Genomic DNA, 21,736 nt, shown 5'->3' on the forward strand with positions numbered 1-21,736 from the left:
CTTGAGGGCGCACGTCCTTGTCATCGAGCCGCTGAGCGCCGGCGCCCGGCTACCGATGGCTGCGCACGCGCTGGGCGCCGAGGTGACCGCCATGGCGCTCGACCGGGGCGCGGTCCGGCTCGGCGAAGCGTGCCGCTCCCATATCGACCGGCTGATCCACATCAACGTCAGCGACGAGGCGGCGGTGCTGGGCGAGGTCGAACGCCTGCATGCGGCCCGGCCCATCACCGCCGTCATCCCCGGGTTCGAGTTGTTCGTCCCGCTGGCGCATCGCCTCGCCGCCCGGCTCGGCCTGCCGACCAACGAGCCGTCCCTCGTGGACGCCACTCGCCTCAAGGACCTGATGATGGCCCGTGCCCTGGCCCGCGGCCTGCGGGTGCCCCGCACCCACCTGGTCCGTGATCGGAGGCAGGCCATGGAGGCCGCCGCCGAGGTCGGCTACCCGGCGGTCGTGAAGGCACCGGACAGCACGGCCAGCACTGACGTCTACAAGGTGCACGATGAGGCGGCGCTGCTGGATCGGTGCGCGAGAATCTGGCGGCGCCCGCCGGACGAGGATTGGGATTTCCCGCTCGAGCCCTCGGCCCTGGTGCAGGAGTTCGTGGCCGGGCCGGAGCTGAGCGTGGAGACAGTGAGCTTCGGCCGGGGACCCGCCCTGGTCAACGTCACCGACAAGCTGGTGACCGATGGTCCGCACTTCGTCGAACTCGGGCACTGCGTGCCGAGTTCGCTGCCTGAGTCGGCACTGGAGGCCGTCGGCGCGGTCGCGGCTGCCGTGCACGAGGCGTTCGGGATCAGGGTGGGCGCCGCCCACCTGGAACTGCGGCTGCGCTCGAACGGCGAACCCGTGCTGATCGAAGTAGCCGCCCGGCTCGCGGGAGACCGCATCATCGATCTCGTCGAGGAGGCCACCGGAGTCGACATGTGCCGGGAAACGGTACGCGCCTTCCTGGGCGCCGCGGGGCCGGAGCGGCCGCTGCGCTATGGCGGGGCCGCGTGTGTGCGGTTCGTCACCGCGCCGGGGGCGGGGTCGTTCCAGGTCGACGCCGCTCAGGCCCGGTCCCTGCCCGGCGTGTACGACCTGCAGGTGCCCGATGCCATCAACGCATCCGGGGCGATGCGCGACTACCGGGACCGGCACGGGAACCTGGTCGTACGCGCCGGGACGGCAGCCGAGGCACGCCGCCGGGCGGACCGGGCCCTGCGCCTGATCTCCTTCACACCTGTGACCACCGACGCCATCGCCCAGGAAGCGCCATGATCGAAGCGAAGAAGCCAGCGATCGTCATCTTCGGGCTCAACCTCTCCGATGGACTGCGGACGTTCGTACAGGCCGGTCACGACCTCGGCGTCGAGGTGGTCTTGATCCATGAGCCGTTCAGTGGCGACCTCACGTCGGCCGGCGGGCTGGCCGAGTTGTACCGGCGGCGGCAGGCGATGGTGGACGCGGCCGTCGAGGTCGCCTCGCTCGATGTGATCCGCGCCCTGGCCACGGTGCAGACTCTCGCGCAGCGCTATGAGATCCGGGGCGTCTACGCGGGCGGAGAGAGATACGTCGAGGTGACGGCCGGTGTGGCGGCGGTGTACGACCTGCCGGGTCCCGGACTGCGGGCCGCCTCGATCTCGCGCAACAAGCTGATGCAGCGGGTGCTCTGCGAGCGGGGCGGGCTGCCGGTTCCCGCGTTCGCCGTGATCAACTCCGCCGAGCAGGGGCACACATTCATGGCCGGCCGGGGGCCGGTCGTCGCCAAGCCGTGTACGCGCTGGGGCAGCGCCGGGGTCCGGCGGCTGGACAGCCCGGCTGATCTGGACCGCTACCTCGCCGACCACGCGACTGAGCAGCACGGCTGCACGCTGCTGCTGGAGGAGTATCTGCCCGGGATCGAGGTCAGTGTGGAATGCCTGGTGCTCGACGGCACGGCGATGGTCACCAGCATCACCCACAAGGGCAAGGGCACCGAACCGTACTTCGTCGAGACCCTACAGGTCGTACCGGCCGAGCTCGCCGACCACCAGCGCGCCGCCTACCAGGAACTGGCCTGGCGCGTCATCGAGTTGACCGGGATGAAGACCGGGATCCTTCATCTGGAGGCGATCGAAGAGTCGCAGACCTCTCGCGTGTACCCGGTCGAATGGGCGGTCCGGGAACCCGGGCACGCCATCATGGACCTCGTCGACTGGCGGTTCAACGGGCGCGCGACACCTTATCTGGTCGCAACGCATCTCGGCCGCACCGCACCACAGCCGCCGGTGGAGAACCCGGATCGGATCGCCGTCACGGCGTTCATCGAACTCCCACCCGGCGTGATCGTGGAGGTACGGCAGGACCGTGACCCGGAGGCGATTCCCGGCGTGGTCGAGTTCGACTTCTTCGCGGCGGCGGGCGACCGCATCACCGTCGCCCGCGACAACTGGAGCACCTCGGGCGGCTACAGCGTGTTCGCCGACGACCTGGCCGACCTGCGCCGGATTCTGGACGACCTCGACGAGGCCTTCGCCGTGCTGATCCGCGGAGAGGGCGGCGGACAGGAGTGGATACGGGTATCGCGCCAGGTGCGCGCCGAAGTGCTCGATGAGCGCAGCCGGACGGTCGAGCGGACATGACCGCGAGGCTGGAATCGCTGCGCGGACTGCCTCGATCGGTGTGGGTGCTGCTCGCGGTAACGGCTCTGACGGTAACGGCCGACTTCATGGTCATCCCCTACTATTCGGTCCACTTCACCCACACCCTGCACCTGGGCGTGACCTTCGGGGCCGCCGTCATGACCGCGTTCGTGCTCACCTCCAGGGGCGCGCAATTCGTCGGCGGATTTCTCACCGACCGGTTCCAGCCGGAGCGGATCATCACCGCCGGATTCTTCGGCATGGTGGCCGGGTTCCTGATCCTGTCGGTGGCGGGATCTGCCGCGCCGGTGACAGTCGCGATGCTGCTGTTGGGCCTCGGGGACGGCTGCCTGGTGATCGCCATGCGGTACAAGCTGATCGCCAACACCGATCCCGGCCTGCGCCCGCGGCTGTTCGCCCTCACCTCGGTCTGCTTCAACGCGGGAACCGTCGCCGGTCCGCTGATCGGGGCGCTGCTCCTGGGCCTGTCGTATCGGCTTGCCTTCGCTACCGTCGCGGCCGTCTTCATCGCCACTTACGCGGCGCAACGGCTGCTGACCGCTCGATCGGCGCCGGGGACCGCTCATCCGAACGATCTGCGCACCGATCTGCGCGGGCTGGTCCGGCACCGCGAACTGCGCCAGGCCGTCACCCTCATCACCGGCTTCTGGGTGTTGTTCTCTCAGTTCCAGTTCTCCATGCCCGTCGTCGTCGCGACCCTGTACCCGGCCGGCTGGCAGGCGGTGATCGGCACGCTCTACACCCTCAACGGAGTGCTGATCGTCCTGTTCAACCTGCCGATCACCCGCGCCCTGGAGAAGCGACCGCCCCGACGCGTCATGGTGGCCGGCTTTGTCGTCGTTCAATTGAGCTTTCTCGCGCTGGCCGTTGTGCAGCAATCCCGATTCCCGCTGTTCCTCACCTACGCGGCGGTCGCGGCCTTCACCCTGGGCGAGATCATTTTCAACACGTTCGCCAACACTCACATGGCCGCGATCGCGCCCGACGGTCGGCTGGCCACCTACATCGGCATCCTCGGCCTCGCCACCGGGGTCGGCGCCGCCATCGGCAACGTCCTGTCCGGATTCCTGATCGAGCCGCTGCTGGCCACCCAGCGCGTGCATTTGGTGTGGGCGATCTTCGTTGTGGTGTCCGTGCCGTTCCTGGCTGTCGCGGCCGGGTGGTGTCGGCCGCTCTTCCGGCCTTCGGGCGAGACGCCGCATCGGAACGAGCAAGCGCTGTCGCAATCAGCGACCGAAAAGTAGACGCCTGAGTTTGGGAGATCGAGACGGATGGTTGGTATGTGGGGGTCGACGAATATTGCGCCGGACGCTCCCGAGTGGCTCCGCGAAGCCCAGCAGGCTTTCGGGGAGGTGCTGCTGGACGGTGATGCCGACTACCCCTGCCACTTCGGCGTCCGCGGCCAGCAGGACGGCGAGAATTGGTTCACCGCAGTAGAATCCGACTCGGAGGGGCCGTATAGCGTAGGCGGCTTGGCCGAGACCCTGGTCGCCTTCCAGCAGCAGGCGTGGACGGGCCCCAAACGGCAGACGCTGATCGCGTTCGTCGGTCCTCCTGATCCGGCACCACGACTCGCCACACACGCCGAACAGTTCTGGTGGTTGCTGGGTCGGCTCACCGCCGCCGACTCTCGACCTTGGCCGGAGAACCGCACGCAGGAAGTAACGGATCCAGCCTGGCAGTGGTGTTTCGCCGGCGAGCCCTGGTTCGTCTTCGGCGCGAGCCCGGCCTACCACGCTCGTCGCAGCCGCAATGTGGGCCCATGCCTGGCACTGATCTTCCAGGTCCTGCGCGTCTTCGAGGGGCTGGACGCGATGTCGGTCGCCGGCGACCGGGCCAAGCACAAGGTCCGCGAACGGCTGCGTGCCTACGATGACGTCGGTCCGCACCCGCATCTGGGCGACACGCTGCACATCCCGGATTTCAAATGGCGCCAGTACATGCTGCCCGACGACCAGCAGCTGCTCGAGCCGAAGAGCTGCCCATTCCAGGTGCCCGCGCCGGCATCGTCACCGACCGGACACCACCTGCCGAATTCGCCCGCCTGACTCCAGAACATAGGTGCGGCCCGGCTCTTTCGGCAGCCTAGCTCGGTCGCACGCCACGAGAATGTGTCGCGATGAACGTCCGATCAGCGGCGCATTGCACAGCTGCGTGTGTTTCGGCTACCGCGGCCGGAAGGGGGTTGACCTTGACCCTGCGTCAGGGTTGGAGCTTTGTCGCATGACGAACAACAGCACTTCCTCGGCCCGGCTCGCTGCGCCGGTCGGAGGGTTCCAGGAGATCGACGGCCGCCGCGTTTTCGTGCACAGGTCGGGCAGCGGCGGACCGGCCGTCGTGTTCCTGCCGGGCGCAAGCGCGGTCGGCTTGGACTATTTCGTTGTCCAGCAACGGGTTTCGCGGTTCACCACCGCTGTGGTGTACGACCGCGGGGGCACAGGCTTCAGCGACCCCCTCCCGCTGCCGCGCACCGCCACCGCGGTCGCCACGGAGCTGCGTGAGGTGCTGCGCGCCCAGAACATCGCCGCCCCTTATGTTCTCGAGATCAATCCGTCGATTGCGACCCCAACGATCCCCGCCTGGACCAGCTCATCGACGACCTGGACGCCTGGGAGATCGCCCACGAACGAGACAGCAGCGAACCAGGCAACCTGAAGCTGATCTCCGCCCGGATCTCCGAAGCGTCACCGGCCTGGCAACGCATCCTCGACGCCCTCGCCCACCGCGCCAAGCAGCGCCGAACCGCTGGGCACGACAGCTGAAGCCAGCCCTGCCGATTTCATCGTCAAGTCGCTGTCCGTGCGGAATCGGTTCGGAGATCAGAGATTTCAGGGTCGCCGATAACGACGGCCTCGACGGGGCCACCGGCGAAACGTATTCCTCGATTCGGAGCGGCAGGAGCCACGCTCGGCGGTTGACTCCGGCGCCGCGGGCGGTCGGTCGGCGCCGCGCCGTGGCGGTCGCTGCGAGATAGGATGTAGCCGCACGGTTCCCGGCTCCGGTGATCGTTCTTCAGTAAAGGGAGTCCGAGCGAATGGATCGCCGGAACAAGGGGATCAGCCGGCGCAGTGTGCTTTTGGCGGCCGGAGCCTCGATCGCGCTCACCGCAACGGTGCAGCCGCCGCGGGCAGGGATTATCACGCAGCAGGTGTCAGCCGACCCCGACGAGCCCAGGAAGCGGGCTGACCTGGCGGAACAAGCGATCGTGCAGCGACACGTGCGCACACTCTGGGGCCAGCCGGGGATACGGCTCGGCACGCTCGTCTGGCCGGCATCCTTGCTGGACCAGTCGTTCATGCGATGGTGCTACTGGTGGCAAGCCCACCTTCTGGACTGTGCGGTGGACGCCGCGCACCGCGCCCGCACCCCCGAACGCATCGACCGGGTCGTGGCCCTCGCACGCGGTATCCGGACCCGCAATCTCACCGGCTGGACCAACCGGTACTACGACGATATGTCGTGGCTGGTGCTGGCGCTCGAACGGACCGACCGGCTGCTCGGTGTCCGGGTCAGCGACGCTATCGGGGACCTGCGGGGCGCCTTGATCGATGGCTGGAATCCGGTCGTCGGTGCGGTGCGCTGGCGGTCCGGCGACGATTTCTACAACACCCCTGCGATCGGTCCGACCGGTATCGCCATGGCGCGTTTGGGCGAATTGTCCCGCGCCCGACAGCTTGCCGATTTCTTGCACACCCGATTACGCGACACCGACACCGGCCTGATCCTCGACGGTGTCCATGAACCCGGTGGACGAGTAGACCGGACTGTCCACACTTACAGCCAAGGCGTGACCATCGGGCTGGAAACCGAGTTGGCAGTGCGCACAGGCGAATCGAGCCATCACAGCCGCGTCGCAGCGCTCGTTGCCGCAACCGAGGACCGGCTCACGGACGCGGGGGTGATCGCCGCGGCCTCGGGGAACGACTCCGGGCTGTTCATGGGTATCCTCGCCAGGTATCTCGCCGAAGCCGCACTGGCCTTGGACGACACCACCGCCGCGAATATCGTGCATGCTTCCGCGCGTGCGGCCTGGGAACACCGCGCCGAGGTGGATGGGCTGCCCCTGTTCGGTCCGGACTGGACCCGCGCGGCCACGCTGCCGGAGCACCCGGGAATCTTTCCCCCGCTCACGCACTCGTCCGCGGCTTCGTCGGCGAACCTGAGCCGCGATCTGTCGGTACAGCTGAGCGGGTGGATGCTGCTCGAGGCGGATTACCAGCTCACTGCCGCGGGACGCTGAGCCAACGGCGCGAACTCACGAGATGGCTTGCCTCCCGACAGGAATGGGTGGCTGGGCCTGCCGGCCGCGAATTTCGCATCCTGCGCGCGGAAATCGGCATTACTGCGTGTGCACACCGCCATTTATCCGGTCGGTCGCCGCAGCTTTTCGAACGACCTACGGCTGCTAATAGGTTCGTGCACGACATGGGTCTGTATTTCGATGTGGACACGATATCGAGGACTGTCACTTCAGCTCACCGCGCCCAGCACACACTCGAACGGGCTCGAAGATCCAGTGATCACCTTTCATGCTTGTACACCTTTACAGGTTTGCTGACTCGAAAGGAACTGCGATATGAGCGCTCTGGGCACCCCACTCAAGAAGATCGTCGCCACCAGCGCGATAATTGGCGGGGCCGGCATGGCATACGTTGGCCAAGCGTCCGCCGCTACCGATCAGGAATGGGACAGCCTCGCCGCGTGTGAGTCGGGTGGTAATTGGAGTATCAACACCGGCAATGGGTATCAGGGTGGCCTGCAATTCTCGCCGGGCACATGGGCTGCCTATGGCGGTGCCGCGTATGCGCAGACTGCCGACAAAGCCACCCGTGAACAGCAGATCGCCGTCGCCGAACGGGTACTCGCCGTTCAGGGCTGGGGCCCTTGGGCTGGTTGTTCGGCAGCGCTCGGCCTTTATCGGTGAGACCGCAGAGCTGTCCGCCCACCCTTTGGAGATCTTTCAGAAGACGAAGCCGCGCAGTACCAGGAAGCGCATACCGCCGACCGCCGCCATGATGGCGATCATGGCACTCGCCTGTGTGATCTCGCCGAGGCCGGGTGCGCAGAACTCGAGACCGGCCAGCGCCGCTGTGCTGATCAGCAAGCCGATCAGCGCCAGCCCGCCGCCTTCCCATTGTGCGGTGAACCAGCCGACCCGCTCGACCGCGTGGAAGGTGAGCTGCCGGTGCAGTTCGTTTGCGATCCCCGTGCTGACGATCGAGCCGGCGATATTGGCGACCAGCGGGCCGGTCTCGTTCATGGCCATGAACGCCAGGACGTAGGCGACGTTGCTGAAGCCGCCGACCAGGGCAAAGCGGATCAGCTGGGCGAAGGCGTGATCACCGCCCAGATACCGCAGCGCGCGGGCGAGTCGGTCGGGCCATTCCGTGCGCAGCATCGGGTAGGGCCCAGCACCGATAGTCGGATCGATGCGATCGAGGATCGGCTTGTCCCCGTAGGGCTTGCGCAGCCCGGCGGCGGCAATTGCTGTGCTGTTCACACGAGTACTGTCGCCGGCCCGGCTGACACCGACCTTACGCCGACCTGACGCCGACCTGACACGCCGACGGAGGTGAGCACTCGGCCTGGTCACGCCGGATAAAGGGTGACTGACAGGCGCCGACCTGTGTGTTACACGGGATCATCGGCAACGATGCGGGCCCCGACAGGACGCCCGACGCCAGCGAGGTCCCGCATCGCATGGAGACCAACTGTTTTCGAGCGCGTTCAACGCACGATGCCGCTTGGCGCGGTCGGCGAACGTCCGCGTCCAGCCGATGTGCGGGCGGTGTCCGGGTGGACGAAATCGGCTGTGTTGCAGAGGACTCGGCGCGCCGATGCCCACACGAGTGGCGGTCGGCTACCCGCAGTGCACTCCGAATTCCTGCCAGAGGTCGTCCTTGATGCGGCCGCCCCAGTCGATGCACTTGCCTTCCGCCTCGACCTTCGCATAAGCGAACTCGGTGAAGACGCGGTCATCGTTTATGACGACCTGGGAGTGGTCTTTCGACTGCCGCACGGCGGCGCCCATCGAGATCGGTTCGCCCGGCTTGTCCCGAACGGTGACCACGCAGTTGGTTCTACCGTTGTAGGTGAGAAAGACCGTGCCGCCCTTCAGGTCGTGCGAGTCGATCACCTTGAAGCCTTCACCGCACTGGCCGGCATATGTTGCCGCGGATGCGGTGGTCGGGAGGAATACGGCTATCCCGGCAGTTATTCCGATTGCGGCCGCGCACACGGCGATTGGCTTCCTGGCGTTGATCAATGTAGAACCTTCTCCTCTTTCGTGTGACGTCCAGCGTTCGGATTCGTACCCCGCATGCTCGGCACCCGAACTCGGGCCCATTGCCGCTGCCGCGTCGAACCTATGGCATCGGATGACGATCGCGTCATTTGCGACCTCCCATATCAGGGAACCTCGCAGCGCATCAGGAGCCGATAGTGCTGGGGCTCAGCCTGAATTCGCCGATGTGGTTTCGGGCCAACGCGTTCGGGCCCGAGCCTCTCACCAACTCGCTGCACCAGCTGGTCGAGCTTGCCGCACTGACGTCCCAGGCCTGGACGCCCCAGCGGATAGGCATGTGTACTCGAACGGCGATGTGGGCATCGGTCAGGGATCGATAGGTGGCCGCGCCTGACCAGCGGCGGGCTGGGAAGCTGCGGTTCCATCGAATCGCTGCAGGCGGTCGTACGCTGCGTACTGTGACCGAGGAGTCCGCACACTCGCATATCCGGCCGCATCCCGTATGGATTGTGGTCTATATCGCGGTGGCCATCGCTGGGGCAGCTACACGTTCTCTCAGCTGGCAGGCGATGATCATGGTGCTGGTGCCGGTCGCCGTCGCGCTGATCCTGGCGATTCGTCGGGCGCCGACGCAAGCGCGGGCCGGCGCCGCGGTGCGGCGGGGAGTCATCGTATGGTCGGCGCTGTTGGCCGCGGTGTCGGCATGGGAGATATACGCGTTCGTGCGGCAGCCGGAGTGGGCTCACCCGAGCTATCGGCATCCGACGCTGTCCACGTTGCTGGATCCGGCGCTCGAGCATTGGCCGCTGCGCGTGGTGGGCTGGCTGGTGTGGCTAGGCGTCGGGTGGTGGCTGGTGGCGCGATGAGCGATCGGGCGATCGTCATTCTCGGGTTCACTCTGCTGCTGGCGGCGGCGGGTGGCGCGCTGCTTGTTGCGTGCCTGCGCCCGAATCTGTTTGCCGCGCTGGGGGACACGATCACCCACCTCACTCGGACCCGGGTGGGAAGGGTTGTCGCCGTACTCGTCTGGGCGTGGCTGGGCTGGCATTTTCTCGCGAGGTAGATACCAAAGCAGGCGTCCGTGTTTCAACTCGGCTTGGTCGCAACGCCTTCGTCATCATGCGTTGCGGCCGCCCAGCGACTCGGGGCCCACCTGACCATCTGGCATCGTCGAATCCGTTGCGCCGGTACAACGCAACAGCGTGTTCGTTGTCGGACGCGACCGTGAGCAGCAGGACGCTGGCACGCAACTGGACCGCCCAGTGCGCAACCGTCTGGACTAGGAGATCCCCAACCCCCTGACCACGCACTGCCCGACTGACCCACAGCGTTCCCAACTCGACGACGCCGTCTCGCGGGCCCGGGAAGCCGCTGACCATTCCGACAGCTCGCCTATCCAGCGCGGCTATCACATTGCATGATCCCGGGATGCTCAGGCGAGCGCGCCAGCGCTCCGCTCGGTCACCGTCCCCTTGCCAATCCTCGAGCCGGGACGCGAACGCATATGGGGCATCCGCTAGCGCTTCGAGCCGAAGCTTTCGCCAGACCTGCCAATCGCCCGAACCCGCCAACCGCACATCGATCACGATGCGAGAGTGCCTGCGGCAAAGCCGAAACCGCAATCTGGGCACGCAACCTGCAGACTCGAGTCCGAGTCCATCATCGAGGCACTGGAAATAGTGTCGGCTACGGCAGACGAATGCGAGAGCATGTCGGGGTGAACGATGGATGGCCCGACCGCTTGGTAGTACGCCGTTTCACCATCAGCGACGCCCGTCAGGTAGCTGGTTGGCGGTACGCCGGTCCGTGGCGGATCTACAACCTGACTGCTGCCGATGAGCTGCCGAGTGCGGCCGATGGATACATGGCGGTGGCGGATGCTGCCGACACGGACCGCATCGTTGGGTTCTTCTGCACCGGATCTGCGGCGCGGGTGCCAGACCTCGATGAAGACCCCGATGTGATCGATCTCGGTGTCGGTATGGATCCGCGATGGGTCGGTGGCGGTCACGGTATGCACTTCGGCAATGCTGTGCTCACTCAGCTGCGCCGGGACTACCCGGCGACTCCGGTTCGCGTGGTCGTGCAGGCGTGGAACACCAGGAGCAGGCGGTTGGTCCGTAGGCTCGGATTCGTCGAGTGCACCGAGCATCGGTGCGTCCAGCACGGTCGATCGGTCGCCTATACCGTGGCGGTGTTGTCCGCCGCCTTCGGTATCGACGCCGACTGAGAGCGCAAATCACAGCCGCATTCCGCTGCGAGTCACCGAGTTCTCCCTGGTCGCCGCACGCCGCGAGTATCTGAAACGTGTCGAAAACCATTGGTGCCCAACAATTCTTGTCCGGACCAAGGGGCTCGTGTGCCCGGTGCGGGATCGCCCACTGACGCACCGTCTCGAATGCTGTGCGGCACAACTGGATATCGCCGACCCCGGTGGCGGCCATCTTGTCGACGCAGAGCCTGCCGCCGAAAGATCATCGGTTGAGAAAGCATACGTACGACCGTATGCTATTTGCGATGGAACAACCCACGTTCACCGAGACGACCGACCCGTTTTGCCTGGACCAGGCGGATGCCGCGGCATTGCTGACCGAGGCCCCGTGGGGCAGGTATGCCGTTATCGGAGACAGTCTTTCGGCGGGGACCGGTGATTGCTCCCCGGGCTACCGGGATCAGGGCTGGTCGGACCGGGTCGCTGGGGTCTTGCGGTCTGTCCGGCCGGATCTGGATTACCTCAATCTCTCCGAGATCGGGGCAACAACCGCCCAGACACTCGAGAACCAGGCGGCCCGCGTGGTCGAGTTCTCCCCGGACCTACTCCACGTGCCATGCGGGGCCAACGACATCGTGCGGCGCCAGCCGGACTTCGGTGAGATAGCGCGAACGCTTCGGCGGATGTACACCCTGGCGAAGGGGACCGGCGCCTTGCCGACCACTTTCACGCTCGGCAAGGCGTATGTCGTCCCGGTCTTCCCCGACTGGCCGGAGCGGATTGCCACGGTCAACGCGATCGTGCGCGGGCTGGCGTCCGAATACGACGCCATCGTGGTGGGGCGGGCACTGTCGTCTTCCTGCTGCCGAAGCAGACAGCGGGCCAGGCCTGAGTGTGCGGATCACCGATCCATGGCCAGGCCCGGGATGAACCGGGCCCAGCCGTGGCGACGTCCGGACATGTCGTCGCACGGGAGCAGTGGCCGAATAGTGCCGTCGCACAGGGCTTCAATGATCAGTTGACCTTCCTCCGGCGACGGTCACGGTTTCGTGTTCGATTGCTTCGCTCGCCGCTCGCTCACCCGAGCGAATGGCTCCATCGACCCAGCCGCACATGACAGCAGAGCTCTCGGTTCCCGCCCAGTGGACGCGGCCGCAAGGTTTGCGTAGGGCACGGCCGAACTGTGTCAGCACACCGGTCGGTGCGTGACTGAGCATCCCGCCACCGGAGTAGCGCTCGACGCTCCAGTTCTGCTCGATGTAGTCGACGGGGGAGCCGGCCCTGTCGCCGAACCGCTCGACCAGTGCACGGAGCATCGCCGTCCTCCGCTCGGTCGCATCGAGTTGTCCGATCCGCCGCGCGATGGGCCCCTCGGTGATGACACACATGATCCCGGGCCGCCCGGTGTCGGTGCAGGCATCGATGGTGATGGTTGCCGGCGACCCCGGGGCGGCCGACTGTCCCGACAAACCGTCACTACGCCAGAACGGTTCGTCGTACACGACAGCAATCTTGATGATCGAGCCGCTCGGCATCCGCTGATGCAGGAACGATCGATCGACCGGCAACATCGGCTCATAGAGAATCTGACTTGCGATCGCCAGGGGAACCGCCACGATCACCCGGCGTGCCCGCACGGTCAATTCATCGGAGCGGACCGTCACTCCGTCGGCGTCCTGTTGGATGCGCCGGACCGGCTGCGACAGGTGGATCGAATCGGCGATCTCGGCCGCCATCGGACGGGAGATCGCACCCATGCCCCCGACCGGTCGAGCATCCTGGGCGCTGTCCTTGACTCCCAAGACGAAGCCGGGCCCGCCGCCGGACGCCATCTGGTACAGCACAAAGAGCAACGACACCTCCGAGGCGTCGGAGGTGTAGCAGCCGGCTATCGCGGTCTCGAGGAGCTCATGGGCCGGCTTGGACACGGTGTTGTTGTCCAGCCAATGCGCCAGGCTGATCCGATCCCACTTCTCGGCGTTCTTCGCTGTCCACGGAGCGTCGAGGGGAATCGATGTGCACATATGCCCCAGCTCGAGCAGCACCGCACCGAGGTTCATCGCCGCCCAGGGGCTCATCGTCCACGGGATCGTGCCGGTGTAGCGGTGTTGCTTGCCGTCGACCATCATCATGGCCTCGCCGTCGGTGTACTGCTGGTAGCTCGATACCCCGAACTCGTTCATCAATGCGTAGATCCGGTCCTGCCCCGGCCCTATCCAAGCGCCACCACGATCGATCCAGGACCCGTCCGCGCGCATTTCGGTGAACGTGCGCCCGCCGAGCCGGTCCCGAGCTTCCAGCAGCGCCACCGATCGACCCGCCTGTTTCAGCCGCAGTGCGGCCGTCAATCCGGCGAATCCCCCACCAACTACGCAATAGTCGACGTCTGTCATGGAACGCCGCCCTCGTGTTGAAGTTCCGCGCAAGGCCGCCGTGCGGCCACACGCACTGCTTACCGCACCCTCGACACAACGGGTGCAAACCAATCAGGTCTAACGTCGAATTATTCAGCAATTCTATAGCAATTCGGGAGCCGAGTCTGTCCGGCGCCGTTTCGCCGGATTCGCGGTCACCACCGGGCCCGCGGCATCTGGCGTCACGCCGATCAGCTCACCGCCGGATCCGGTTGGCCGATGACCCTGGCGTCGACATCGTGGCCGGGCCCCGCGGCGCGACCCGAGTGAACCGGCCCCGATCCTGCTCATCAGCGAATTCAGTTCGGCCACAGCATGATCCGACGCCGTCGGACCGGCCCACCAGCACTGGACCATGCGGGTGAAGTCGCAGTGCTCGGCGCGTGCTTCGAGGGTGTACCGGCGCGACCATTCCTCCCAGCCCCACGGCACCGGGAGGTCGAACTGCTCCGGGTGGATCGGATCGGGCTCGACCAGCCAGGGTGTCGGGGGAATTTTTGTTTCGAGGATCCGAAGTTGCAGTGCGGGGCAGAGAGCCCTGGTTCCGGCGTTCCGGTGAGATTCCGCAATTTACGCTGAGTATTCCTGTGTTCCGCAGCTTCCCGTCCGAAATGTTTCCGCCGCCGAGGTCGGCGAACTTGAATTCCCTGGTGCGATCCGAGGTCGAGATCGGAGTGATCCTGCATTGGCAAATGAATTGAACCGCATAATTTCTGGAATACTTCATCGGCTGAACCGTGGGATAGACGATGCAAGTGGCATTCTTCGCCGTGATCTGGAGGAATTGGCCGCGGGTGCTCGCGGCACTACAAGAGCGCTCACGCATACCGACGCGGTGAACTCGCGCGCACTCGAGGAGGTTCGGTTCGGCAATGAGAAGAGCGCGTCAGACAACGGAAAGTTCGACAGAACCGAATATCGGTGGCCGGATCCGCCGGAGCGGGTATCAACGCCGGAGAATGCTCCGCAGCTGATCGCGGATGAATTTGAAAGAATGTGGCGAGAGGGTGGGTTAGCGAGGTGGGCGAACTATGATCCCGGGGCATATCAGCATGACCTGAGAACGTTCGAAAGATGGCTGAAAACCGAGGGGCCGCTTGCCCCGCTTGGCCGGCACTACGGTCTGAACTGTTGGGAGATGACCTGCTACGCCGCAGCCCGGAAGGGGGTGCTGGATAAAGCTACGCTCCGTGAGTTGCTCGATCCGCCGAGAGATCCCAATGGGAAATTCGGGAGGGGTGTGCTGGATTCTTGGCTGAAGCGGATGGGGGATCGGCTCATTCCAGGGGAGCGCAATACCTACACCGGAGAGCCGGGAGGACCCCAGCCGCAACGTGGTGATCTCGTCATGTGGGGCCAGGACGCCCAGCACGTCGCTATGGCGACGGGACGCAGGGGCATCGATGGGTCTCCCGAGGTGTATTCGTTTTGGCCTCCACCGAAGGATGAAGTGGTGCTGGACCCGGCCACCAATACATATTCCAGGGTGACGGATACGGTTCAGGTGACGACCGTCGACGAGTTGTCGCGGGCTACCTACTACTCCGAACTCATCATTCCGCCCGGAACCGAGGTCATATTCGGCAGGGGGCCCTGGTAGCCGCTCGGTCGGTGCCACACAACATGCGGTTGGCGTCAGTGATAGCGGACGGGGATGGCCGTGGAGCCCGCCGTCTCCGGCCAGCCGGGTGCCGTCATCCGATGTGCGGAGGCCTGGTTCGCGGAAGGCGATGAGCTCGTTGTCGAAAGCGAATGCCCGCCGTCGTACCGGGCGGTGCTGGTTTCCGCGATCGGGACGTTGTCACTGCGCTGGCGGTCGGGAGAACGACAGCAGTGGGCACAGACTCCGCTGCGTGCTGACCGTGCTCGGCTCGACGGGCTACGCGTTACCACGATCTGCTGGATCTCGCCGAACTCGGCGACCGGTCCCTTGACGATGACGGACCGCAGGGGCAATCCGGTCGATGATTGATGATTACGGGTGCCGGGTTCTCACTTACCAATCCTTAAGGTTCCGGCAAGGCGCGCTGGGCAGGATTGTGCCCAAACCGGCGATCTGTCAAAGGATTTCATACGATCTCCTCGCCGACGCGCGCACCGCTCAGGCAGACCGTCGCCGAGATCACCGACGAGGACCGGCCTGCACGTAATCACCGAAATCGGAGAAACCCCAATGCATAACACCCGATTTCGCGCCACCCTGATCACCGTGGCAATCGCAGTCGCGGCCGGACTCGGCCTCACCGCGTGCGGCAAGACGGAACGCTGGTGCGAACGAGATCAAGGCGATGTCGTAGTCGAAAACTGGCACTGCGAGCAGAATCTGGCGGGCTATGAGTGGGAGCCCGACCATGACAAGCCGAAGACGAAGAAGAAGCCGATCAAGTCGAAGAAGCAGAGCAGATGACCGACCATGACGCTGATCGCCGAAGGGCGTGCGGTGTCGCACGCCGACCCCGGACCACCAATGCATCGTTTATGCATCAATTTGGATCTACAGTGAGGGCATGGCCGCCTCCGTCGTGTTGTTCACCCGGGATCTGCGTGTTCACGACAACCCGGCGCTGACCGCCGCGTGCCGAGCAGGCGCGCCGGTGGTGCCGCTGTTCGTAGTGGATGCCGACATCCTGGCCAGAGTACGAAACGCGCCCAATCGGCTGCGGTTTCTGGCGGCCGCGCTGCGTGAGCTCGACGAGCAACTCCGGGCCCGAGGCGCCGCGCTGATCATCCGTCGTGGCCGAGTAGTCGACGAGGTCGAGCGGGTCGCGATCGATGTCGGTTCGAAGCGCCTGCACCTTGCCACAGACGTCACCCGCTACAGCCGTGTCCGGGAGCACGCGCTGCGGGAGCGGCTTTCGCGCATCGGTTGCGGCTTGCACAGCCACGCGGCTTCGATCACCGCCGTGGATCCGGGTGCGATTCGGCCCGATACCGGGCGCGGCCATTACGCGGTGTTCACGCCGTATTTCCGCCGGTGGCTCGATACGCCGATCCGGCGACCGCTCCCGGCGCCCGACATGGTCACTATGGCGCGGATATCCAGTGAGCCGATACCGGACCCCGCCGACATCGGTGCCGGTTCACCTGAACTAGTGGTGGGCGGCGAGACGACCGGCCGGAAAATGTTGGAGCAATGGCTGTCCGGGCCGGTGCATCGCTACGCCGAGGACAAGGATGTGCCCGCCGCCGATGGAACCTCGGGACTGTCGCCCTTCTTGCATTTCGGCTGTTTGTCCGCGGCCGAGGTGGTGACGTGCACCGATACCGCTGATCCGGGCGGATATGCCTTCGTACGGCAACTGGCCTGGCGCGACTTCTATCACCAGGTGCTTGCCGACCGGCGCGATGTGGGCGTGTCCGACTACAAGCCGGCGCTCGAACCATGGCGTTCGGATTCCCGGGCCGAGGCGGCCTGGCGGGCCGGACGCACCGGATATCCGATGGTCGACGCCGGGATGCGACAGCTGCTCACCCAGGGGTGGATGCCGGGACGTGCCCGGTTGATTGCCGCGAGTTTCCTGGTCAAGACGCTGCGTGTGGATTGGCGGGCGGGGGCCGAACACTTCGAACGGTGGCTGGTCGACGCCGATATCGCGAACAACAGGCTGAATTGGCAGTGGATGGCGGGTACGGGCACCGATACCCGGTCCAGTCGCGTGCTCAACCCACTGCGCCAGGCCGAGCGGTTCGATCCCGAAGGCGATTATGTGCGGCGCTGGCTGCCGGAACTGGCGATGTTGCCCGGCGCGCAGATCCATCGACCGTGGCGGGCCGGCGTCCTTGCCGCCGACTACCCGCCACCGATCGTCGAATTCAACGGAATGTGAATATGATTCAGCGCCTTGCGCGGCATTGCCGAGGGCGCTCGGACCAGTGGTGCGTACCCGGCTACACCGGAGTCCGGCCGAGCCGTTCGACCGCCTCGGCCAGGCTGCCGATCCGAATGGCCGCATCGGGCAGGATCGCATGGTCCCAGCCAGGTCCTCCGAGATAGACCTGGGCGCCGACATCGATGCAAGCGAGTACGGCCGGAGTCAGAGCCGTAGCCTCTCGCTGGGACCAGAGCATGACGGCCGCGGGGGCGGCGACCCTGGTGAGCGTGTCGTGCAGCGCGGTGGTGGGTACGTCAGGGCCGAGCATCCGCGCACCCGAGCCGCGCTCTGCCAGCGCGGCGCGCGTTACCTCGAGCGGCAGGGCATGGGACTCACCGCTGGTGCACGCGAGGATCGTCCGCGCCGGATCATGGGTGCGGGTCGGCGGTATGGTCCGGTGCAAAGCCGCGATGATGCACCAGGACAGCAGATGCTCGACATCCACGCAGCCCTCGCCGCCGAGCTGGCGGGCGACGATATCGGCGAAAGCCGGGCGGCACAGGCGATCCCACGTGTCGACGACCCCGTAGGTGCGCACATGCTTGTCCACCAATTCGCACACCATCGGTGTATCGAGGCCGAATGCGGCGGATAGCAAGGCTTGTCGGTCGCCGAAGGCCAGTGCGGGTCCGCGCGCCGTGGCGGCCGCACCGGCCGGTGTCGCTCCGGCACGAATGAGTTCGAGCATCCGGGTCAGCACTCCGATATCGGCTTCGGTATACAGCCGGTGCCGCCCAGGGCGCTCCGGCTGCGGGCCGATGCCATAGCGGCGGTTCCAGCTACGCAGCGTGGCGGTCGGGATGCCGAGCCGCTCGGCAGCCGTGCGGACCGAATAACCGGCCTGGTCCGTGGCAGGCATCGAACGGTGCGGCATGACCTGATTGTGCCTGTGACCGTTGTGCCGCGCCGCCAGGACTTTGTCATTGCCGGTTTCCGGTCGTGTGTCCGCGCCAGGTCCGGTAGCAGAGCGCGGTGGTTGCGCCGGCGGCAGCGAGGGCGGAGGTGGTGTCGTTGCTCAGGACCACGAGCACGACGACAGCTAACAGGATCAATGCCAGTGCCGCCAGGTCGAACGCGACGTCGCGATTGGGACGGGGTGTGGGGGAGGTCGGCATCAACGAGTCCTTCCGGTTTGTGCTCTCACCCCGATCTAGTAGTGCTGTGGGTTGTGAAATCCCCCCGAGAACGGTGTTTTCACAGAATTTTTCGAGTTTCGGGGGGATTGAGCCCATAGGCCCCTACAACTCTTGTGTCGGTGCGCGACCGCGTGCCGTGACGAACACCTGTCGGCGGCCGTTGCAGGGGATGGCGCGTGCGCGGAGGAGGAAACGCATGGGGACATCAGATGTGGAGGCCGTACCCCCGGACCGAAATGATCCGGACGGCCATCTCGGAGGCCAGCGAGGTGCCTATGCCAAGGACCGCGCCGAGTGGGCTCGCGAGGTTGTGAAACATGCAGGTAAGCATGGAAAGACGTCGTCGGAGCAGACCGCGTCACCGTGCTCGATCTGTCCAGTGTGCACGGCTCCTCCGCCCCCGGCTCCTGTTGAGCAGCAGGCTCGCGAAGTGCTGGATCAAGCAGTTGCCGAACGTGGGTTGTTCGAACGGTTGCGCGCCGAGAACGTCCAGGGCCTCGCGTGGGACATGGTGGCCACCACATTGATCGAGTACGGCACCCAGGTTCTGGACGCGTGGATCGGCACTGGCGAGATCTACCGAAGGCTCGCCGAGAAGAGGATCGGTCTCGAGGCCGGTGCCGCCGAGCGCAGAGCATTGTTCGTAGATCGGGACCACCGAATCGAGATCATCGATCGGACCGTGGTCGATGCGCTGACGAAGTTCCAAAGTGATATCCGTGCCGGAAAGGGCTGGGATCCGTGTCGGGGGGCGATGGTGCGGACGTTCTTCCTCGGGGCCTGCCTTTACCAGTTCCGACGCGTCTTCGAGGAAGACCTCCGGTGGCGGCGCACCAATCAACCTGTCTCCTATGGGGTCAATGGCTTCGAAGCGTTGATGGATGCCCGCGGCTGCTCGGGATCTCAGTCCGGCACCGATCCGATGTCGGTGGTGACCAAACGGATGGCGATCTTGGAGTTCTTTGCGACGCTGTCGCCGACCGACAAGATCATCGTGTGGAAAGTCGCGCATGGCTACACCCAGCGCGAAATCGCAGATCTGTTCCCGGATGCGAATCTGACTACCAGGGTGATCGAACACCGACTACGGAAGATTCGCGAGCACGCTCGACTCAACCTGAGGACCCACGAATGAAAGAACACGACCTCACCACTGCGGCGGGACTGGCCGCCCACACTCGGGACCTCATCGAGCGGTCGTCACTCGGGGAAGAAGGTCCTCGTCGGCTGCGGAACCGGGCATCTCGTAACCAAGTCAATCGAATCCGCGCGCAGCTCGGTCTGGGCTACGACACCTCTGAGCACGCCGTACCGGAGCGGTACAACAGGCAGATATCATCCGCTGGCCGCAACGACCGCCCTTCCTCAGGGCTACTGGAATCATTGGTCACACAAATCGCTTCCGAACTCACGACCGTCGATGAGGTCACCATGCCAGCGACGATCGAGCGTGTGCTCGCGGATTTGATCGCACACTTCGATGTCGACTTCGGTTACCTGCGGCGCATCGACCGCGAGCGCAAAGCGACCATTTTGGTGGCCGAGTGGCCGCGCAGGTCGGCACCGGATCCGGACCCGCTCAACGTCGTGTACTTCGATCAGGCGTACTCCCCCTTCCACGCGGTGGAGAAGGTGACCGAGCCGATGATCACCCACGCAGAGTCCTACTTCGACCAGCACGTGACCTCTGCCGTGGTCCCGCTGGTGCTGCATGGTGCCTCGATCGGGCTGCTGGGTTTCGTCAAGCACGGCGACTGGGCATGGAGTCGCCAGGAGTTGGCGGTCCTGACAGTGATCGCCGCACTGCTGGCTCAATTGCAGGCACGAGTCGATACGGAGACCAGGCTTCGGCATCTCTCGACGCATGACGAACTGACCGAATTGCCCAACCATCACTCGCTATTCGGCTACCTCGGTCAACGGCTTCGCCCCGGCCGCCCCGGACCGGTAGCGGCGCTGTGTGTCGGTCTGAACGGATTGAAGCTTGTCAACAGCTACCTCGGGCGCACCGCTGGCGATGATGTCCTGCGCGACGTCGCCTTGCGACTGCGCGAGCAACTGGAACTCAACGACATGATCGCCCGGTTCGGCGGCGACGAGTTCGTGGTCGTCCCGAACAGGCCGATGGACAACTACTCCGCCGAACTCCTCGCTTCCCGGATCAAACACGGACTGGGAAGCGGCGTCACCATCGACGGCGAAACCGTCAGCTGCCGTGTCGACATCGGCGTTGCGGTAGGCATCCCCGGCGATGCCGCGGCCGATGTATTGCGTCGGGCAGATCTGGCGCTGCGCGCGGCGAAAACGCAAGACAGCAACGGGGTTGCCGTGTTCACCGACACGCTCTACGAGCAATTCGAGCTCGAAGACCACATCACACTCAACCTACGCCGCGCGGTCTCCGACAACTCTCTGGTGCTGCACTATCAACCCGAGATCGACCTGCGCAGCGGTCGCGTACTCGCGGTGGAGGCACTGGTCAGGTGGCAGCACCCCACCAGAGGCCTACTGCTACCGGACACCTTTGTCGGCGTAGCCGAGACCACCAAACTCGCCGACGAACTCGGCGACTGGGTTATGCGCAATGCATGCGCACAATTCGCCGACTGGCGCCGCCGCGGGTTCGCCTCGGACGTCGTACTTCGGGTCAACGCATCCCCCAAGCAGTTGACCAACCCCAATTTCGTGGAGCGCGTTGAGCGGGCTCTGCGCGAACACGGACTCGACGGGAATTCGGTGTGCTTGGAGATCACCGAAAACGTATCCGTAGAGGACTTGAGCCGTGCCCATATGACCCTGCACGCCCTCAAACGCCTGAATGTGCAGATCGCCATCGATGACTTCGGTACCGGCTATAACACCCTGTCGCACCTGAAGGCGCTTCCCGTCGACACTGTCAAGATCGACCGCAGCTTCGTCAAGCGCCTCGACAACAGCCCGGAGGACCGCGCCATCGTCGAATCCATCATCGGACTGGCCCACGAATTCGGTCTCGAAATCATCGGGGAAGGAGTCGAAACCGCTGAAGCCGCACGGACCTTGCTCGATCTGGGCTGTCACCGTGCCCAAGGATTCCTGATCACGCGACCCCTGCCCGCTGAGGATATCGAAGTTCACCTGAACAGCATGCAAATCCCGTTCAGCCTCGAACACCGTAACAGTGGTCGATCCGAATGACGGTCGATGGCGGCACCGTGCACGTCGAGCGCCTGCACTGGTGAATGTCGTTGTAG

The 21,736-nt window shown here is 65.3% G+C and carries 22 protein-coding genes and 1 pseudogene; 17 read left to right on the forward strand and 6 right to left on the reverse strand.

The genetic code is table 11. The annotated features are described in order from the left end of the window. Position 1: 1 nt before the first annotated feature. The 7 genes and pseudogenes from AB0L58_RS26650 to AB0L58_RS26680 form a co-directional block, all read left to right on the forward strand. Entirely contained in the window at positions 2-1,261 is a 1,260-nt protein-coding gene (locus AB0L58_RS26650) for an ATP-grasp domain-containing protein (protein ID WP_364390517.1), read from the forward strand. Continuing rightward, positions 1,258-2,604 (forward strand): ATP-grasp domain-containing protein, encoded by a 1,347-nt coding sequence (locus AB0L58_RS26655; RefSeq protein ID WP_364390519.1) that lies wholly within the window; start codon positions 1,258-1,260, stop codon positions 2,602-2,604. Before AB0L58_RS26650 ends, AB0L58_RS26655 begins: the two co-directional genes overlap by 4 nt. Continuing rightward, the gene (locus AB0L58_RS26660; RefSeq protein ID WP_364390521.1) at positions 2,601-3,869 is read left to right on the forward strand and encodes an MFS transporter; all 1,269 of its coding nucleotides are present in this window, start codon (positions 2,601-2,603) and stop codon (positions 3,867-3,869) included. Before AB0L58_RS26655 ends, AB0L58_RS26660 begins: the two co-directional genes overlap by 4 nt. 36 nt (positions 3,870-3,905) lie before the next feature. Next, positions 3,906-4,673: a YqcI/YcgG family protein gene (locus tag AB0L58_RS26665; protein ID WP_364390522.1), complete on the forward strand. Its 768-nt coding sequence runs from the start codon at positions 3,906-3,908 to the stop codon at positions 4,671-4,673. Between the two features lie 175 nt (positions 4,674-4,848). Continuing rightward, positions 4,849-5,280 carry an alpha/beta hydrolase gene (locus tag AB0L58_RS26670; protein ID WP_364390523.1) on the forward strand — a complete coding sequence of 144 codons (432 nt, stop codon included), beginning with the start codon at positions 4,849-4,851 and terminating at the stop codon, positions 5,278-5,280. A gap of 379 nt (positions 5,281-5,659) precedes the next feature. Beyond that, the gene (locus AB0L58_RS26675) at positions 5,660-6,865 is read left to right on the forward strand and encodes a glycoside hydrolase family 76 protein (protein WP_364390524.1); all 1,206 of its coding nucleotides are present in this window, start codon (positions 5,660-5,662) and stop codon (positions 6,863-6,865) included. A gap of 336 nt (positions 6,866-7,201) precedes the next feature. Next, positions 7,202-7,540, forward strand: a pseudogene (locus AB0L58_RS26680) (transglycosylase family protein); the annotation flags it as partial. A gap of 45 nt (positions 7,541-7,585) precedes the next feature. Here the strand turns inward: AB0L58_RS26680 and AB0L58_RS26685 are convergent. Together AB0L58_RS26685 and AB0L58_RS26690 are read right to left on the reverse strand one after the other, a co-directional pair. Beyond that, positions 7,586-8,023, reverse strand: coding sequence for a GtrA family protein (locus AB0L58_RS26685; RefSeq protein WP_364390727.1), 438 nt, complete (start codon positions 8,021-8,023; stop codon positions 7,586-7,588). A 462-nt stretch (positions 8,024-8,485) separates the two neighbouring features. Beyond that, positions 8,486-8,761: a hypothetical protein gene (locus AB0L58_RS26690; protein WP_364390526.1), complete on the reverse strand. Its 276-nt coding sequence runs from the start codon at positions 8,759-8,761 to the stop codon at positions 8,486-8,488. Between the two features lie 566 nt (positions 8,762-9,327). On the opposite strand from AB0L58_RS26690, the gene AB0L58_RS26695 reads away from it, so the two are divergent. Both AB0L58_RS26695 and AB0L58_RS26700 read left to right on the forward strand, forming a co-directional pair. Then, positions 9,328-9,735: a hypothetical protein gene (locus AB0L58_RS26695; RefSeq protein WP_364390528.1), complete on the forward strand. Its 408-nt coding sequence runs from the start codon at positions 9,328-9,330 to the stop codon at positions 9,733-9,735. Continuing rightward, positions 9,732-9,932 carry a DUF6186 family protein gene (locus tag AB0L58_RS26700; RefSeq protein WP_364390529.1) on the forward strand — a complete coding sequence of 67 codons (201 nt, stop codon included), beginning with the start codon at positions 9,732-9,734 and terminating at the stop codon, positions 9,930-9,932. Before AB0L58_RS26695 ends, AB0L58_RS26700 begins: the two co-directional genes overlap by 4 nt. On the opposite strand, the gene AB0L58_RS26705 is transcribed toward AB0L58_RS26700, so the two are convergent. Then, on the reverse strand, positions 9,856-10,500 hold the full coding sequence (locus AB0L58_RS26705; RefSeq protein ID WP_364390531.1) for a GNAT family N-acetyltransferase: 645 nt from the start codon (positions 10,498-10,500) through the stop codon (positions 9,856-9,858). The two genes, AB0L58_RS26700 and AB0L58_RS26705, sit on opposite strands and share 77 nt — an antisense overlap. Positions 10,501-10,586: 86 nt before the next feature. Between AB0L58_RS26705 and AB0L58_RS26710 the strand changes: the two genes are divergently transcribed. After that, complete coding sequence (locus AB0L58_RS26710; RefSeq protein ID WP_364390532.1) at positions 10,587-11,099, forward strand: GNAT family N-acetyltransferase; 513 nt, start codon at positions 10,587-10,589, stop codon at positions 11,097-11,099. A gap of 287 nt (positions 11,100-11,386) precedes the next feature. Beyond that, positions 11,387-12,103 carry an SGNH/GDSL hydrolase family protein gene (locus AB0L58_RS26715; RefSeq protein WP_364390534.1) on the forward strand — a complete coding sequence of 239 codons (717 nt, stop codon included), beginning with the start codon at positions 11,387-11,389 and terminating at the stop codon, positions 12,101-12,103. Here AB0L58_RS26715 and AB0L58_RS26720 read toward each other — a convergent pair. Then, the gene (locus AB0L58_RS26720) at positions 12,089-13,474 is read right to left on the reverse strand and encodes an FAD-dependent oxidoreductase (RefSeq protein WP_364390535.1); all 1,386 of its coding nucleotides are present in this window, start codon (positions 13,472-13,474) and stop codon (positions 12,089-12,091) included. The two genes, AB0L58_RS26715 and AB0L58_RS26720, sit on opposite strands and share 15 nt — an antisense overlap. Positions 13,475-14,180: 706 nt before the next feature. Here AB0L58_RS26720 and AB0L58_RS26725 point away from each other — a divergent pair. The 4 genes from AB0L58_RS26725 (at position 14,181) to AB0L58_RS26740 (ending at position 17,322) form a co-directional block, all read left to right on the forward strand. Continuing rightward, positions 14,181-15,095 carry a hypothetical protein gene (locus AB0L58_RS26725; protein ID WP_364390536.1) on the forward strand — a complete coding sequence of 305 codons (915 nt, stop codon included), beginning with the start codon at positions 14,181-14,183 and terminating at the stop codon, positions 15,093-15,095. A 54-nt stretch (positions 15,096-15,149) separates the two neighbouring features. After that, a complete protein-coding gene (locus AB0L58_RS26730; RefSeq protein WP_364390537.1) occupies positions 15,150-15,467 on the forward strand; it encodes a hypothetical protein in 318 nt (105 codons plus the stop codon). Positions 15,468-15,704: 237 nt separating this feature from the next. Next, entirely contained in the window at positions 15,705-15,902 is a 198-nt protein-coding gene (locus AB0L58_RS26735; protein WP_364390538.1) for a hypothetical protein, read from the forward strand. A gap of 100 nt (positions 15,903-16,002) precedes the next feature. Further along, a complete protein-coding gene (locus AB0L58_RS26740) occupies positions 16,003-17,322 on the forward strand; it encodes a deoxyribodipyrimidine photo-lyase (protein WP_364390540.1) in 1,320 nt (439 codons plus the stop codon). A 61-nt stretch (positions 17,323-17,383) separates the two neighbouring features. On the opposite strand, the gene AB0L58_RS26745 is transcribed toward AB0L58_RS26740, so the two are convergent. Further along, entirely contained in the window at positions 17,384-18,241 is an 858-nt protein-coding gene (locus tag AB0L58_RS26745) for a MerR family transcriptional regulator (RefSeq protein WP_364390541.1), read from the reverse strand. 46 nt (positions 18,242-18,287) lie between these two features. Then, on the reverse strand, positions 18,288-18,482 hold the full coding sequence (locus AB0L58_RS26750; RefSeq protein ID WP_364390542.1) for a hypothetical protein: 195 nt from the start codon (positions 18,480-18,482) through the stop codon (positions 18,288-18,290). A 451-nt stretch (positions 18,483-18,933) separates the two neighbouring features. On the opposite strand from AB0L58_RS26750, the gene AB0L58_RS26755 reads away from it, so the two are divergent. Together AB0L58_RS26755 and AB0L58_RS26760 are read left to right on the forward strand one after the other, a co-directional pair. Continuing rightward, entirely contained in the window at positions 18,934-19,638 is a 705-nt protein-coding gene (locus AB0L58_RS26755; protein WP_364390543.1) for a hypothetical protein, read from the forward strand. Between the two features lie 296 nt (positions 19,639-19,934). After that, positions 19,935-21,680 (forward strand): EAL domain-containing protein, encoded by a 1,746-nt coding sequence (locus tag AB0L58_RS26760; protein WP_364390545.1) that lies wholly within the window; start codon positions 19,935-19,937, stop codon positions 21,678-21,680. Positions 21,681-21,736: the final 56 nt, after the last annotated feature.

It is taken from the genome of Nocardia sp. NPDC052112 (assembly GCF_040680135.1).
In the GTDB taxonomy this organism is placed as follows: domain Bacteria; phylum Actinomycetota; class Actinomycetes; order Mycobacteriales; family Mycobacteriaceae; genus Nocardia.

Bases quoted from the DNA above. Each gene is read 5' to 3' on its own strand.
- AB0L58_RS26730 (WP_364390537.1), top strand. From the start codon at position 15,150: ATGGCCGTGGAGCCCGCCGTCTCCGGCCAGCCGGGTGCCGTCATCCGA.
- AB0L58_RS26720 (WP_364390535.1), bottom strand. From the start codon at position 13,474: ATGACAGACGTCGACTATTGCGTAGTTGGTGGGGGATTCGCCGGATTG.
- AB0L58_RS26685 (WP_364390727.1), bottom strand. From the start codon at position 8,023: ATGCTGCGCACGGAATGGCCCGACCGACTCGCCCGCGCGCTGCGGTAT.
- AB0L58_RS26700 (WP_364390529.1), top strand. From the start codon at position 9,732: ATGAGCGATCGGGCGATCGTCATTCTCGGGTTCACTCTGCTGCTGGCG.
- AB0L58_RS26655 (WP_364390519.1), top strand. From the start codon at position 1,258: ATGATCGAAGCGAAGAAGCCAGCGATCGTCATCTTCGGGCTCAACCTC.
- AB0L58_RS26675 (WP_364390524.1), top strand. From the start codon at position 5,660: ATGGATCGCCGGAACAAGGGGATCAGCCGGCGCAGTGTGCTTTTGGCG.
- AB0L58_RS26750 (WP_364390542.1), bottom strand. From the start codon at position 18,482: ATGCCGACCTCCCCCACACCCCGTCCCAATCGCGACGTCGCGTTCGAC.
- AB0L58_RS26745 (WP_364390541.1), bottom strand. From the start codon at position 18,241: ATGCCGCACCGTTCGATGCCTGCCACGGACCAGGCCGGTTATTCGGTC.
- AB0L58_RS26715 (WP_364390534.1), top strand. From the start codon at position 11,387: ATGGAACAACCCACGTTCACCGAGACGACCGACCCGTTTTGCCTGGAC.
- AB0L58_RS26660 (WP_364390521.1), top strand. From the start codon at position 2,601: ATGACCGCGAGGCTGGAATCGCTGCGCGGACTGCCTCGATCGGTGTGG.
- AB0L58_RS26760 (WP_364390545.1), top strand. From the start codon at position 19,935: ATGCCAGCGACGATCGAGCGTGTGCTCGCGGATTTGATCGCACACTTC.
- AB0L58_RS26665 (WP_364390522.1), top strand. From the start codon at position 3,906: ATGTGGGGGTCGACGAATATTGCGCCGGACGCTCCCGAGTGGCTCCGC.
- AB0L58_RS26670 (WP_364390523.1), top strand. From the start codon at position 4,849: ATGACGAACAACAGCACTTCCTCGGCCCGGCTCGCTGCGCCGGTCGGA.
- AB0L58_RS26740 (WP_364390540.1), top strand. From the start codon at position 16,003: ATGGCCGCCTCCGTCGTGTTGTTCACCCGGGATCTGCGTGTTCACGAC.